This is a genomic window from uncultured Turicibacter sp., assembly GCF_938044715.1.
GTDB classification, from domain to species: domain Bacteria; phylum Bacillota_I; class Bacilli_A; order MOL361; family Turicibacteraceae; genus Turicibacter; species Turicibacter sanguinis.
The window spans coordinates 1-13,705 of sequence record NZ_CALIOS010000007.1 but is presented as its reverse complement, the minus strand read 5'-3'; the positions used below and the strand labels follow the sequence as shown (position 1 = coordinate 13,705).

Sequence of the window (13,705 nt, the reverse complement as noted above, 5' to 3'; positions counted from 1 at the left end):
ATATCAGTCGCCACTTCTTTTGTTGTATCCGCCACATTTGAAGCAGCTACTTTTGCTTTATCTTTTGCATCAATGGCTACTTCTTTTACTGTTTCAACAACATTTGATGCAGCTTCTGTTGCCTTTTCTTTTACATCTTTCGCACCGTCTTTAACAGCATCAATCACAATGGTAAAATCATCTTCTAAATCATCACCGAATGATTTGACCTCGTCTTTCACTGTATCTTTTGCTTCTTCAACACGAACAAGCATATCATTTAGCTTTTCTTTGACATCATTCACTTTGCTTTCTAACTCTGCTTTTGAGCTTTCCCAATCAAAGTTATTGACTAAGTCTTTAATTTCATCTAATTTCGCTGTAAAACTTTGTTTCACATCTTCAATTTCGATATCTTTAATTTTATTTTGGATCTCGTCTACTTTGTTTAATAACTCTTTTTGCATTTCTTTACCTGATTTTGGTGTTAATAAAGCCACAGCCGCTGCACCCATTAAGGCACCTAATACAAATACATTTCTTTTTTTCATTTAGATACACCTTCCATTCTTTTTTAAATAAGATAACAAATTATAGTTTATGTATTATCGTTTCATTTTATTTACGAATGAAACAGCTTTAAAGACACCTTGTCCATTTGCGACCGCTTGTGTCACATAGTTTTCGACAACTTTTGTTTTTTCTTGTACATCTTCAACGATTTTAGAACTTTCATTCACTAACGTCGTAGATTCATTCAATAAACGAATTAAAGATTTTAGTGTAAAAACAAGATAAACGGTTAAAACAATTAAACATGTCATAATAACTAAAATTAATAAGTCTGATAACGTGATCGTAAATGTCATAAATTCCCTATCCTTTCAACTCTCCTAGGACCTTAACGTTTAACTCTCCAAGGTAATTTTGTATAAGCATCCTCATACTTCTTAATATCTCCAGCTCCCATAAACACCACAACTGAGTCTTGATGTTGTTGTAATTGTTCAACTGTTTCCTTTTCAATTAAGTTGGCATGATGACATTTGTCAATTAATGTTTGGATACTTACACTCCCACTACTTTCTCGAGCTGACCCAAAAATATCAGTTAAATAAATGTGATCAGCTAAATTTAAACTTTGTGCAAACTCATCAATAAAGGCAGCGGTACGTGTAAAAGTATGAGGTTGGAATACTGCAACTAAATTACGGTCTGGGAATTTCTGGCGAACTGCTTTTAACGTTGCAGCAATTTCCGTTGGATGATGAGCATAATCATCAATAATAATTTGTGTATGGTGTTTCTTTTGGGCAAAACGTCGTTTAACACCTTCAAATAATCTTAGATCTTTATCAATGATTGAAGCTTCTAATCCTTCTAAATAACAAACAGTAATCACCGCTAAACTATTTAATACCATGTGATCTCCGAAAAATAGCGTGTTAAAGGTATGATAAAATTCACCATTAATAAACACATCAAAAGCTGTTCCCTCAGCCGTTTTTAAAATATTTTTAGCGACTACATTATTATGTGACTCTAGTCCATAAGTCATCATATTCGTTGAAGTTTGTAGTTTTTTAACTTCCGGATCATCACCACATGCAATGACCATTTTTTTGGTTTGATTTGAAAAAACATTGAAGGCATCTAAAACGTCATCAATATCTGTAAAGTAATCAGGATGATCATGTTCAATATTCGTAATAATAGCATAATCAGGTCGATATGCTAAAAAGTGTCGTTGATATTCGCAGGCTTCAAAAACAAAGAAACGACTATTTTCTACACCTTTTCCTGTTCCATCTCCAATTAAATATGAAGTTGGATAATTTAAGCGTAATACATGTGCTAATAACCCAGTTGTTGTTGTTTTTCCATGAGTTCCCGCAATCGCAATCGATGTAAAATTAGAGGCTAAATCTCCTAAAAAATCATGATAACGAACACATTTAGCACCTGCTTGTTTCGCCTGAATCACTTCCACATGGTCATCTTTAAACGCATTCCCAATAATCACAACCATATCTGGTTCAATCTTTGATTTTCCGAATGGATATAGGGTGATTCCCTTTGCTTCTAATCCAATTTGAGTAAATAGTTTTTCCTCAATATCTGATCCTTGAACATAGTTCCCCATGTCATATAAAATATGTGCTAACGCACTCATTCCTGAACCTTTTATCCCAATGAGATGATATCTTTGACTCATAATGAATCGTCTCCTATCTCGCTTTAACGATTATTTCTTTTATATTATATCACTTCTATATTATTTGGAAACCGCCTTTTAGTCAAATGTCTGACCTAAAGGCGGTTCAAAAATAAGGGTATTTAATGTTTAAATCCGTGTCTCATCCATCATTGATTCGAACTCTTCACGAGAAATCAAAATCTCACGTTGTTTATTTGATGAATTAGGTTCTCCAATCCATCCATTTAAGACAAGGGTATCAATGATTCGAGCTGCACGATTATAGCCTATCGCCATACGGGTTTGTAAGGAAGACACTGTTGCATATCCTTTTTCGAAGAAAAATCTCATAGCATCTTTTAACATGGGATCACAATCTGTCTTAATCCCATTACTCCCTTTTTCAAACACTTCATCTTCAATTAAATATTGAGGTTTCCCTTGATTTTTCACAAACTCAACAACAGCATCAATTTCTTCATCTGATACATAAGCTCCTTGAACACGTTTTGCCTTTGATCCACTCTCTAAAAGAAGCATATCTCCGCGACCAAGTAAATTTTGAGCTCCCATGTCATCTAATATGACACGAGAGTCATTTCCTTGGGCTACAGCAAATGCAATACGACAAGGAATATTTGATTTAATCGTTCCTGTAATGACATCGACCGTTGGACGTTGAGTTGCCACTATTAAATGAATTCCAGCTGCACGAGCTTTTTGCGTAATACGCATGATATAATCTTCAACCTCTTGTGCAGATACCATCATTAAATCAGCTAACTCATCAATAACAATCACAATATATGGAAGCTTTGGATAGGTCATTTCAAATTCATGACGTCGATTATTAAAGGACTTAATGTCTCGTACTCCATTACTTGCAAATAATTCGTAACGACGTTCCATTTCATCAACCGCCCACTTTAATCCCATCGCTGCCTTTTGGGCATCAACAATCACCGGTGTCACTAAATGTGGAATTTGATTATATGGAGCTAACTCTACACGTTTAGGATCAATTAACATAATGCGGACATCTTCAGGGCTTGCTTTCATTAAGATACTAATGAGTAAGGTGTTAATGCAAACACTTTTTCCTGATCCCGTTTGCCCTGCAATTAATCCATGAGGCATTGTTAAGATATCAACATAAGTGGGTTCCCCTGCAATATCTTGTCCCAATCCGATACAAAGCGGGCTTTCATGTAGCATGAACTCTGGAGTCGATAAAATCTCTTTCAATCGTACCATTTTTCGTTTACGATTTGGAATTTCAACCCCTATAATATTTTTTCCTGGAATAGGTTCAATTCGAAGTTCTTCCACCGATAAACTTAGTTTTAAATCATTATATAGACTTGATATTTTGCTAATTTTAGTTCCTGCCTCTGGTTGAATTTCAATCTGAGTCACGGTTGGTCCTTGTGTAAAATCACCTGTTAGACGAACTTTAACACCAAAATCATTAAAGGTTTGTTCTAAAATATCCATTTTACTTAAAATCCAATCGTCATCTGAGACTAGCTCATCATCTGCATCACTTAATAATGACGCATTAGGTGTTTCATAATAAGTGACCGTTTGTTCATCATCTTCAATCAGTACACTATCTAGGACTTCATCACAGAAGTTCTCATCTTCAAAAGAGTCAATGTCATCTGTCGTCTCTTCTAAGTCATGCAATGGAGTTTCAACTAAAACGACCTCTTCCGCATCACTCGGCATTTGAGAGGGTGTTATGATAATTCCCGCTTCTGTTTGTTTAATTAATGACGTCTTTACTTCAATCTCTTCTTGTTGATGATTAGTTAGATTCTTAATCACCTCAAGCGATGATTCTTGATCTGATGTCTGTGTTGTTGGCGATGAAAGTTGTAAATCATTTTTTGTTTCATCTGCTTCCAACGTATTAGAGTTTGACTTAACTGTATCACAGGGACAAACAAATAATTCATCCTCCGGATTCGTTAAGACATCTAAAACCTCTTCTTCTAACTTTTCAATTGAACTTAAGTTGTTTGTAAGTTCGGCAGTTCCCATTTCTTGATTTTCGTACTGTTGTAAATCATAGTCTAAATCACCTTGATTCGAAAAGGCATTCATTGCATCTTCAACTGTTTCAACAACAGATGATGTTGAAAACTGATATTGTCCATATGCTAACTGAACATACTTCGGCCTTTTTTCCCGACGTCCTGTTATAGGTGAAACAAATTCAACGGGTTTAAATCTTGATGATTTGGGTGAAGAGGTTATTTTAGTTCTTTCTGCTTTTTGTTTCGTAACAGGCAGTTCGATTTCATCTTGCTTCATTACCTGTTTATGACTCGACGATGTTCTCACTATAGTCGATGATGTTCTTATTTCTTTGTTTTCTAATTTTGGTTTTGATGGTGCCTTTTTAGGTACTAAATCTAGTTCATCGCCAAAACCAATTTTTTCAATATCAAAGATTGTACGTTTTTTCATATCTTCACACCCTAAATTACCCAATTGTTTACTCTTAATTATACATGAAAAACCCTGTATTTCACAAGATTGGAAAAAAAAATCACCGATGATTTCCTCGGTGATTTTTATATTTTTTGAATTAAACTAAAGATTCGATAAAGTCTTCAATTTGTTGACGAGTTTTGCGATCTTTATTGACAAAGCGTCCTGATTCAACTCCATTATGAAATGCCACAAAACTTGGAATTCCAAAAATATCAAGTTCTACACATAAATCCATTAAATTATCACGATTCACTGTATAGAATTTAAAATCTGAATATTTTTCAACAATTGCTGGCATAAATGGTTTAATCACCATACAGTCTGGACACCAGTTTGCTGTAAATAATACAATGGACTTACCATTTTGAATTAATTCTTTGAATTGTTCAATACTATTAATTTCCGTCACTTGTATTCCCCTCTTCTGTTGCGACTGAATTTTGAGTTGAATCTTGTGTTGTCTCTGTAAATTCGCCTCTTTTTTCAGTGCTAAAATCAAAATCAATAACATGTTCGCTTTCTACAGTCGAAAGTTCCCCATCCGTGACAGGTTCCATATTTGTTTCAACATGGCCCGACTCATCCATACTCATTGCAGGAACCTCTAGGAGAGTTGAACTTTTAGCATCTGCTGCTTCAGATGTCTCAGGAATGACTTGATTAGTCCCTGTCGCTACAGTAGCTGTAGAAGTTTCTGGTTGTGTACTCTTAACAGTTTTCGCGACTACTAACATATTATAAGTCATATAAGGTGTTTCTTCGTAATCCACAAGAGCAGATAATTTAGTGCCATCTACAAACACAGTTAACAGATACTTTTCTTCCATTTTAACTAATTGAACAAATCCATTTTGTTCACCATTGCTAAAGTTTTTATAAAAGACTTCTTGACCTGCGGATTTATTTTCATCACGAAGCAAATAGTAAGTATCCATGTCTTGACCAATAATATTATACTGATTATTATAGTGCATTATAATCTCATTGTCTTTATATTTAATAATATCATTGACACCAAGTGAATATAAATACTTAAATTGGCGTGGTGTATGATAAGTAATGCTATCATTTTTAGTATTAGATTCCATCACTGAATAATGAAAAGCAGAGTCAATACTCTCTTGCATTTTTGTCTCAAAATTAGCTTCAGTAATCATCGGACGTGACATCAACAATAACCCCACACTTAATCCTGTAATGACTACGCCACTAAAAATGGTCGTGAAACGATTTAACATACGTAAATCATGAGGTTTTATTTGCGTCTGTAAAGGTGTTGTATATGATAGAGAATCGACTTTCGATTCTGAAATTTTCGTTTTAAATCGATCAATTTTTAATCTGTTTTTTAGATTCAGAGCTTGTAATTTTCGTTTCGAAGAGTTGGTAAACTCATTTAGTTGTTGCTTAATTTGGTTTGATGTCGTGTTAGATTGATGCTTGGAATTAGATTTAACATCTTTATTTTGTTTCGACAAAAAATCGCCCCCTTTTAGCATAATACAACTTTATTATACCATAGAGAGCGATTCAATCACAAATTATAATTTTTTACATTCTTGAAGATATAAATATTGTCCCCATAAAAGTCGAATAATATGCACAAAATTTTCTTTACGACCATAAAAATCAGCCGTTAAAATTCCAATAGCCCCTTCGTTAGAACGAACATCGACACGATTTGAATATGCATCAATCACTTCACTAAGTTCTTTTCCTTCTTTCAATGGAGTTACCAATTCTATCGGTAAAGGTAAACGTGTTCCTCCAGCATAAAACACTTGTTGGTCAGACGTTTTTAAAACACCCCAATTTACCAAATAATAAATGCCATTAAGTTCCTCAACACCTGCTTCAAGTCCAATCCCAATATCACCATGAAGACAGGCTAAAGAAGCACGATTAAAAGCTCCTTCCACCGTTTCCTGATCACTAAACGGTTGATTTGACACACCACTTTCTGTTTCTTCACCTATGATTTCATGGCCAAATGGTTCTAAAACTTCTTTAGCGGCATTCACTTTTACTTTATTTGTTGATCCCACAATAATTTTCACAACATAATCCTCTTACTTTTCTTGAGCAAAAACAGCTTCTAAACGGTAAATTGGCTGACCTTTAGCACTAAATTTTTGTTCATATTCTGTCATCACATTCCACTCTAAATCTTCACGCTTATGTAAATCAAGCGCCACATCTTGTAAAATCATCCCGTATTGACTTAAGCTCGCTAACGAGTACTCGAATAATAGACGGTTATCTGTTTTAAATCGGATTGCCCCGTCTTCTTTCATAATCGTTTGATATAATTTTAAGAAGTTTTCATGAGTTAAACGACGTTTTGCATGACGTGGTTTTGGCCATGGATCTGAGAAGTTTAAGTAAACGCCTGCTACTTCATTTTCTTCAAAAATTTCTGTTAACTCATCTGCGTCAATTTTTAATAATTTCAAGTTTGGTAACTCTCCTGCTTCTATCACTTTTTCAAGTGCACGAACCATAACTGAATCAAACTTTTCAATTCCAATGAAGTTTAGATGAGGATTTTTTTGCGCCATTCCAATCACAAATTGTCCTTTTCCCATTCCAACTTCAATATAAAGAGGTTGCTCTTTTTCAAAAACGGATTGCCAATTCCCTTTTAATTCTTTTTCATTTTGAACCACGATATTTGGATGTGCTGCAATTGTTTCTGCTGCTCCCTTAACTTTTCGTAAACGCATATTATCACCGTTGCCTTTCTCATATCTCTAAATAGTTCCTACTATTTTTTACCTTTTTCATCAAAAATCGATATTTTCATTTTAGTTCGAGTCATATTGTATCACAACTTGCCTTAATTGTGAATGTTCCCTACCTAGCATTAAAAAAAGTGGATGACACATCCACTTTTATTTTTCGTTTAATTTAAATGGCAACTCTTCCATGACGAGTGTTCCAAACGGACGATTAGGTCCATAAGTAGAATGAAAATCTGATCCCGTCGTTATAATCAACTGATATCGATTCACTAATTCATCGATACGTTGATAATCTAACGCTTGATGATCGGGATGATATTTTTCAATCCCATCCAATCCAACTTCTACTAAATCTGGAATCATATCATACGACTTTGATTGTCCAGGATGTGCAATAACAGCAATTCCACCATCTGCTTTAATTGCTTTCACTGCATCACGCCCATCTACATACGTAATCACACGATCACAAAGTCCACCTTTTTTAAATAACGGTTTTAACTCATCACGTGTGTAACCTTTCTCTATTAGGACATCAAAAATATGTTGCTTATAAAAGGCAGTACTAGCTTTGGCCTTCTTTGCAACTTCTTCCATCGTTAAGTCATATCCCGCTTCAATCAACTGTTGAACTTGCCATTTCGTATTTTCATCTCGAAGACGATTCGTTTCATCTACTAATGCCTTAATATGAGGCGCCTCTAAATCAAAATTATAGCCTAAAATATGTGCTTTCACGTGTCTATTAAAATCATAAGCACTAATTTCAATCCCTGGAATGACCTCAATGCCAATCATTTTTCCTAATGCAATTGCTTCTTTGAGCCCCATAACAGTATCATGATTCGTAATCGCAACATGCGTTAAACCACGCTCTTTCGCTAATAAAAGGGTTGCTTCTGTACTTAAAGAACTATCTGAAATGTTCGTATGAACGTGTAAATCAGCACGCATTATTTCCACCTCTTCAGTTGATTAATTTAATCTTTTCAACAACTATTACTCTTGGTGTGCAAAAGTTAAAAGGGCTAACTCTTCATCTGTCAACTCACGATATTCACCTAGTTCAAGTGATTCATCTAACTCTAACCCACCAATAGCTAATCGTTTTAAATAAATAACTTTCCCGCCAACACTTGCAAACATACGCTTAACTTGATGGAATTTCCCTTCTGTGATACAAATTTCTACTTCAGTCCATTCATCATTTTTTTGCAAAATTTTCACTTTGGCGGGTTTAGTTGAGAACACCTCACCTGTTCCATCTAAAATTTCAACACCTGTTTCTAGTTGGTTTAGTTTTTCATCTGTCAACTCGCCTGTGACATGTGCAACATATCGTTTATAAACATCTTTTTTCGGAGAAATAATTTCATGGGCCAACTTCCCATCATTCGTTAACAACACTAATCCCTCAGTATCACGGTCAAGGCGTCCTGCAGGTGCTACATCAAACATTAAATAATAATCGTCTAACAAATCAATGACTGTGCGATATCTCTGATCACGAGTTGCACTCAAACAATCTTGTGGCTTATTCATCATTAAATAAACAAACTCACGATATTCCACGACTTCATCAAACACCGTCACACACTGTTTTGATAAGTCGACTTTAACTTTTGCATCTTTAACCACGACACCATCAACTTTAACTTCTTTTGATTTTAATAATTTCTTTACTTCAGTACGTGTTCCATATCCTGTATGAGCCAATAATTTATCTAAACGCAATGTTATATCCTCCAACTTTAATAATTAAACGGTTTTTACCCAAATTATCATAACACATTTACTTTTCAAATCATAGTATATAGTACCTGTAGAAAGGAGGGCTTCGCCCATGTTTGGTAAAAATAAAAAAAATGCTCAATCACCTATTGAAGAAATGGAACAATTTTATCTCAATCAATTTTTAAATAGCCCTAAAACACCACCCCAAGGAGTGAATAGAATGCAATTCCCTAATAATTTAGGACCAGGGCTTCCAGGTTCTCAAGGATTTGGAGGAATGGGTAACCAACCTCAATTTAACAATTTCCAACCTAATCAAATGCCCTTTAATACTCAATCTCAAAATATGTTCCCTAGCAGTCAATCCTTTAATAACCAACCTCAAAACATGTTCGCCGGCAATCAATCCTTTAACAATCAACCTCAAAACATGTTTCCCGGCAATCAATCCTTTAACAATCAACCTCAAAACATGTTCCCTACCAATCAATCCTTTAACAGCCAACCTCAAAATCCGTTCCTAAATAATCAATCTTTTAATAACCCAACTCAAAATACATTTTCAAGCAACGAATCTCAAATTGATAGAAGTAGCAACTCATTTCCTGGGAAATATAATGAACTCACCTCTCTCATTCAACCCACACTTGACGAATTAGGTCACGAACCATCCACACTAAACTTACGTCCTGCCACTAGTCAACCTCAAGCACCGGTTCAAAACTATAACCAATCTCAACCTCAAGCACCTGCCCAAAACTATAACCAACCTCAACCTCAAGCACCTGCCCAAAACTATAACCAACCTCAACCTCAAACACCTGCCCAAAACTATAACCAACCTCAACCTCAAGCACCTGCCCAAAATTATTATCAATCTCAATCTCAAACACCTATTCAAAGTTACGAACCACTAGACGATTATCGTGATGAAGTTGATGAAATTTATAACCGTGTCGATAATATTAATATTCGTCTTCGTAAAGTAGAAAGTTATCTAGGTTTTAGACCCGATAACACCATTTAAAAAGGCTGTATCCATTAAGATACAGCCTTTTTTTTATTCACGATAGATAGGATTTTCAGTTGAATCACCATACTCTTTCAATAAATTTTGACGGTATAGTTGATTGACTTCTTGCTCTAATGCTGCTTTTTGATCATCGGTTAAAAGTGATCCAATATCTTCAATCATTTCGGATACAATTTTCAAAGCCGCATCATAATCAACAGTAAGGGACGTACTCATCGTTGACTCCTCTTTGGGATTTTCATGATTTTTAAATCCTGACAACCATGTTTTCACATCACTACTAAACTCGCTTAAAGCATTTACGACATGAGATACCCGTTCCTCTTGAGATTGACTCATAGGATGTGATGAAGAGCCACTACCATTCATCATGACATAAAAAGCAACAACAAACCCTAATACAAAAAATAGAATTGCTCTTTTCATCCGATTCACCCTCATCAAGTTGAGAATATATCTACATTATTCCTTATTTTTTCTTAGATATGCGTCTTTTCAATGATTCAAGTGAAAATTTCGTTCCAAATAGATTCGTCAGTAAATCAAAATACCATGCTAAGGCGAAGTACACGCCTGCTCCTATAACACCTGTAATGGCAACATATAAAATCGAAAAAACATATCGTTCTTGATATGGAAGGATTTGATTTAAAATTAACTTCACTAAAGATACAACGATCCCCATCGCAAACACAAACACAAAAATCGCAACTAAGCGACGAGCCAGTGCTGTCAACTTAAATCCTGTCTTACGTTTAATGACATATAAACTACAACCAATACAGAACGTATAAGCCAGCATGGTTGATAAAGTCGCACCGTCTGCATAGAACATCGGGATTAAAATGACATTTCCAACATACTTAATAAGTAATCCCACAACCAAGAAAGCAATTCCATACCATTGCCCACCTATTCCTTGTAAAATGGCAGTGACAATACTATAAAGTGCCATAAATAATCCGAGTAATGATCCAAGTAAGAAAATTTGTCCTCCCATTTCATTATATCCCGGTGTACTTGAGTTAAAGAATAAAATATAAATAGGCTTAGCTAATAAAGACATCCCAACAACAGCTGGAACTGTAATAAAACATGTCAACTGAATCGCAAGCATTAAATTTTTACGAACTTGTTTCATATTTCCAGAGGTTAAATAGTGTGTTAACTCTGGAATTAATGGCTGCCCAAATGCGATAGCAAATGAAACTGGAATCATAATAATTTTATATAAGCTTCCACCATACATTCCAAAGGCTACCTCTACCTTTTCTGTCGGGAAACCACCTTTAAGCATATATTCATTAAATGTTGATTGATCTACCATTTGTAATAAACTAGTTGTTAACCCTAAAATAGCAAATGGGATTGCATATGAGATTAATTCCGTAAACAACTTCGTATAATCTCGCTCTTCATGCGGAACAGACTGTTTTAATAAACGGTTGAACCCTTTTACATTTTTCAGCCAATAATAGTACAGTGTCCCAAAAGCGATAACGCCAGCTAAAAAAGCAGAAAACACGGAAAAAGCAACCGCTTCTTCAGTTGTTCCACCTTTAATATTAATAATAAAGTAAGAACCCGCTAAAATAAAAACAATTCGAACAACCTGTTCTAAAAATTGTGAAACTGAAGTGGGAATCATATTTTGATTTCCTTGAAAGAAACCTCTAAAGATCGCCATTACTGGAATAATTAACAAAGCAAAACTTATCGTTTGAATCACCATCGTGACATCTTCGACCGAATTGGTTAGCTTACTCTCTCCTGCCAAAACATGCTGTGCATAAAACGGAGCTATATTATAAAGCAGTAAGAAACCAACACATCCTAGACCAATCATAAAATAAATACCATACCTAAACATTTTACGAGCTGTATCATACTCACCCGCTGCATTATACTTAGATACGAATTTAGCAATTCCAACAGGAATTCCGAGGGTAGATAAACTTATGAATAAAGAATAAGGTATATAGGCATATTGGTATAACGCCATACCTGATTCTCCAACTAACTGTTGGAATGGAATAACATAAAGGATACCTAAGAATTTAGTCAAAAACATACTAATACTTAAAACCATCGCACCCTTTAAAAAGCGATTCCCCATATCTTCGACCTACTTTCTACATCAAAACTCTTTCGTTTTTTAATGTCATACCTTATTATTTTACTATAACTCCTGAAACTTTCCAAACAAATTTAAAAAGTTACAAAACCTCTTAAAGAAAGGAAACAATAAAATGATTTCTTACCAGAATAATCTTCCACAAATTGATTCCACTGCATTTATCGCACATAATGCCACCCTTATTGGAAAAGTAATCTTGTCAAAAGAATCGAGTGTCTGGTATAACGCCGTCCTACGCGCTGATTTAAATACCATTTGCGTGGGTGAACAAACAAACCTTCAAGAAGCTGTCTGCATCCATGTCACTAAAGAACACCCAACCCTCATAAAAAATCGTGTTACGATTGGTCACGGTGCTATTTTACATGGCTGTACAATAGAGGATGATGTTTTAATTGGCATGGGAGCTATTATATTAGATGGAGCCATCATTGAAACGGGCGCCATGGTTGGTGCCGGTTGCGTGGTACCACCTAATAAGAAAGTACCAGCTAATCACCTCGCCCTCGGTAACCCAATGAAAATCATTCGTCCTTTAACCGAATCAGAACTCAAGTGCAATATTGAAAATGCCCTCCTATATGTTGAACTTTCTAAAGAATATCAATCCCAAAAGTAAGGGTATAAGTTTTTTAGAATGTGAAATAATATAGCCGAAAGAACTATTTACGAGGTGATTATTATGAACTTTGACTTAAGAAAAGCTGTTATTGCAAACCTTGATGATTCTAATTACGATGAAATTCGTGAAACAATCATGGATGCTATTGAATCTGGAGAAGAAAAAACACTTCCAGGACTTGGAGTTATGTTTGAAATTTTATGGAACGGAAGTAATGATAACGAAAAAGAAAAATTAGTTTCTCGTATCACAGAATGTTTACGTCCAAAAGCAATTTAATTGTATGCTTTCGAATTAAAAAGTAGAGCAACTCTCGCTCTACTTTTTATTATGGCAAAAACCATATCCATTATTTAACAAACTCGTGTTTTTACAAAATTTTATTCCTGATAAAAATAATATCCTTATATATGTCTTTCTTTCTTCATTCCCTCATTATGTTTGGCTCTTCGTTTTTTATATTCTTTTGTAGCTTTTGGTCGAGTTCCATTTTTGAAGAGAATAGACTATTAACCCCAGTAAAGCTGTCTATTAAAATGTTAAAAATCTTTGATGATTTGAATCTATATCGACTTATGGAATCTAAAGATTTCCTTCACTTAATTATACAAATCGATTTTCTCCCTACTTTACCTCCTCTTCATTCTGTGAAAAGGAATCTATTTGGTTTCTTAATCTAAATTCCTTTTCACTCATTTTATTTACAAAAAACGACAAATATTCAACAAAAACTTAACCTTTCCTTAACAAAACGTTTACAATT

At 34.7% G+C, this 13,705-nt stretch carries 15 protein-coding genes; 3 read left to right on the top strand and 12 right to left on the bottom strand.

Features of this window, described 5'->3' with window-relative positions:
• The 10 genes from QWC74_RS00760 to QWC74_RS00715 form a co-directional block, all read right to left on the bottom strand.
• A partial coding sequence (locus tag QWC74_RS00760; protein ID WP_288993801.1) for a YtxH domain-containing protein occupies positions 1 to 530 on the bottom strand: 530 nt, incomplete at its 3' end.
• A gap of 54 nt (positions 531 to 584) precedes the next feature.
• Complete coding sequence (locus QWC74_RS00755) at positions 585 to 848, bottom strand: hypothetical protein (RefSeq protein ID WP_006783617.1); 264 nt, start codon at positions 846 to 848, stop codon at positions 585 to 587.
• Between the two features lie 32 nt (positions 849 to 880).
• Entirely contained in the window at positions 881 to 2,194 is a 1,314-nt protein-coding gene (gene murC / locus QWC74_RS00750) for a UDP-N-acetylmuramate--L-alanine ligase (protein WP_006783616.1), read from the bottom strand.
• A gap of 129 nt (positions 2,195 to 2,323) precedes the next feature.
• Positions 2,324 to 4,648, bottom strand: a complete 2,325-nt coding sequence (locus tag QWC74_RS00745) for a DNA translocase FtsK (RefSeq protein ID WP_006783615.1) — start codon at positions 4,646 to 4,648, stop codon at positions 2,324 to 2,326.
• Between the two features lie 121 nt (positions 4,649 to 4,769).
• Positions 4,770 to 5,084: a thioredoxin family protein gene (locus QWC74_RS00740; protein ID WP_006783614.1), complete on the bottom strand. Its 315-nt coding sequence runs from the start codon at positions 5,082 to 5,084 to the stop codon at positions 4,770 to 4,772.
• The gene (locus QWC74_RS00735; RefSeq protein WP_006783613.1) at positions 5,071 to 6,153 is read right to left on the bottom strand and encodes a hypothetical protein; all 1,083 of its coding nucleotides are present in this window, start codon (positions 6,151 to 6,153) and stop codon (positions 5,071 to 5,073) included. Before QWC74_RS00735 ends, QWC74_RS00740 begins: the two co-directional genes overlap by 14 nt.
• 63 nt (positions 6,154 to 6,216) lie before the next feature.
• Positions 6,217 to 6,732, bottom strand: a complete 516-nt coding sequence (locus QWC74_RS00730) for a DUF84 family protein (protein ID WP_006783612.1) — start codon at positions 6,730 to 6,732, stop codon at positions 6,217 to 6,219.
• A 12-nt stretch (positions 6,733 to 6,744) separates the two neighbouring features.
• Entirely contained in the window at positions 6,745 to 7,398 is a 654-nt protein-coding gene (trmB, locus tag QWC74_RS00725; protein WP_006783611.1) for a tRNA (guanosine(46)-N7)-methyltransferase TrmB, read from the bottom strand.
• A 168-nt stretch (positions 7,399 to 7,566) separates the two neighbouring features.
• Positions 7,567 to 8,370 (bottom strand): PHP domain-containing protein, encoded by an 804-nt coding sequence (locus tag QWC74_RS00720; RefSeq protein ID WP_006783610.1) that lies wholly within the window; start codon positions 8,368 to 8,370, stop codon positions 7,567 to 7,569.
• Positions 8,371 to 8,415: 45 nt separating this feature from the next.
• A complete protein-coding gene (locus QWC74_RS00715; RefSeq protein WP_006783609.1) occupies positions 8,416 to 9,150 on the bottom strand; it encodes a pseudouridine synthase in 735 nt (244 codons plus the stop codon).
• Positions 9,151 to 9,259: 109 nt separating this feature from the next.
• Between QWC74_RS00715 and QWC74_RS00710 the strand changes: the two genes are divergently transcribed.
• The gene (locus tag QWC74_RS00710; protein WP_288993799.1) at positions 9,260 to 10,177 is read left to right on the top strand and encodes a hypothetical protein; all 918 of its coding nucleotides are present in this window, start codon (positions 9,260 to 9,262) and stop codon (positions 10,175 to 10,177) included.
• A 33-nt stretch (positions 10,178 to 10,210) separates the two neighbouring features.
• Here the strand turns inward: QWC74_RS00710 and QWC74_RS00705 are convergent, their stop codons facing one another.
• The gene (locus tag QWC74_RS00705) at positions 10,211 to 10,609 is read right to left on the bottom strand and encodes a hypothetical protein (protein WP_006783607.1); all 399 of its coding nucleotides are present in this window, start codon (positions 10,607 to 10,609) and stop codon (positions 10,211 to 10,213) included.
• A 43-nt stretch (positions 10,610 to 10,652) separates the two neighbouring features.
• A complete protein-coding gene (locus QWC74_RS00700) occupies positions 10,653 to 12,299 on the bottom strand; it encodes a polysaccharide biosynthesis protein (protein ID WP_006783606.1) in 1,647 nt (548 codons plus the stop codon).
• Positions 12,300 to 12,432: 133 nt separating this feature from the next.
• Between QWC74_RS00700 and QWC74_RS00695 the strand changes: the two genes are divergently transcribed.
• The gene (locus tag QWC74_RS00695) at positions 12,433 to 12,939 is read left to right on the top strand and encodes a gamma carbonic anhydrase family protein (protein WP_006783605.1); all 507 of its coding nucleotides are present in this window, start codon (positions 12,433 to 12,435) and stop codon (positions 12,937 to 12,939) included.
• Between the two features lie 63 nt (positions 12,940 to 13,002).
• Positions 13,003 to 13,221 carry a small acid-soluble spore protein SspI gene (gene sspI, locus QWC74_RS00690; protein WP_006783604.1) on the top strand — a complete coding sequence of 73 codons (219 nt, stop codon included), beginning with the start codon at positions 13,003 to 13,005 and terminating at the stop codon, positions 13,219 to 13,221.
• Positions 13,222 to 13,705 lie beyond the last annotated feature (484 nt).

What these genes read in the sequence shown, in the direction of transcription:
- QWC74_RS00755 (WP_006783617.1), bottom strand. Translation starts at nt 848, where the DNA reads ATGACATTTACGATCACGTTATCAGACTTATTAATTTTAGTTATTATG.
- murC (WP_006783616.1), bottom strand. Translation starts at nt 2,194, where the DNA reads ATGAGTCAAAGATATCATCTCATTGGGATAAAAGGTTCAGGAATGAGT.
- QWC74_RS00745 (WP_006783615.1), bottom strand. Translation starts at nt 4,648, where the DNA reads ATGAAAAAACGTACAATCTTTGATATTGAAAAAATTGGTTTTGGCGAT.
- trmB (WP_006783611.1), bottom strand. Translation starts at nt 7,398, where the DNA reads ATGCGTTTACGAAAAGTTAAGGGAGCAGCAGAAACAATTGCAGCACAT.
- QWC74_RS00720 (WP_006783610.1), bottom strand. Translation starts at nt 8,370, where the DNA reads ATGCGTGCTGATTTACACGTTCATACGAACATTTCAGATAGTTCTTTA.
- QWC74_RS00710 (WP_288993799.1), top strand. Translation starts at nt 9,260, where the DNA reads ATGTTTGGTAAAAATAAAAAAAATGCTCAATCACCTATTGAAGAAATG.
- QWC74_RS00705 (WP_006783607.1), bottom strand. Translation starts at nt 10,609, where the DNA reads ATGAAAAGAGCAATTCTATTTTTTGTATTAGGGTTTGTTGTTGCTTTT.
- QWC74_RS00700 (WP_006783606.1), bottom strand. Translation starts at nt 12,299, where the DNA reads ATGGGGAATCGCTTTTTAAAGGGTGCGATGGTTTTAAGTATTAGTATG.
- QWC74_RS00695 (WP_006783605.1), top strand. Translation starts at nt 12,433, where the DNA reads ATGATTTCTTACCAGAATAATCTTCCACAAATTGATTCCACTGCATTT.
- sspI (WP_006783604.1), top strand. Translation starts at nt 13,003, where the DNA reads ATGAACTTTGACTTAAGAAAAGCTGTTATTGCAAACCTTGATGATTCT.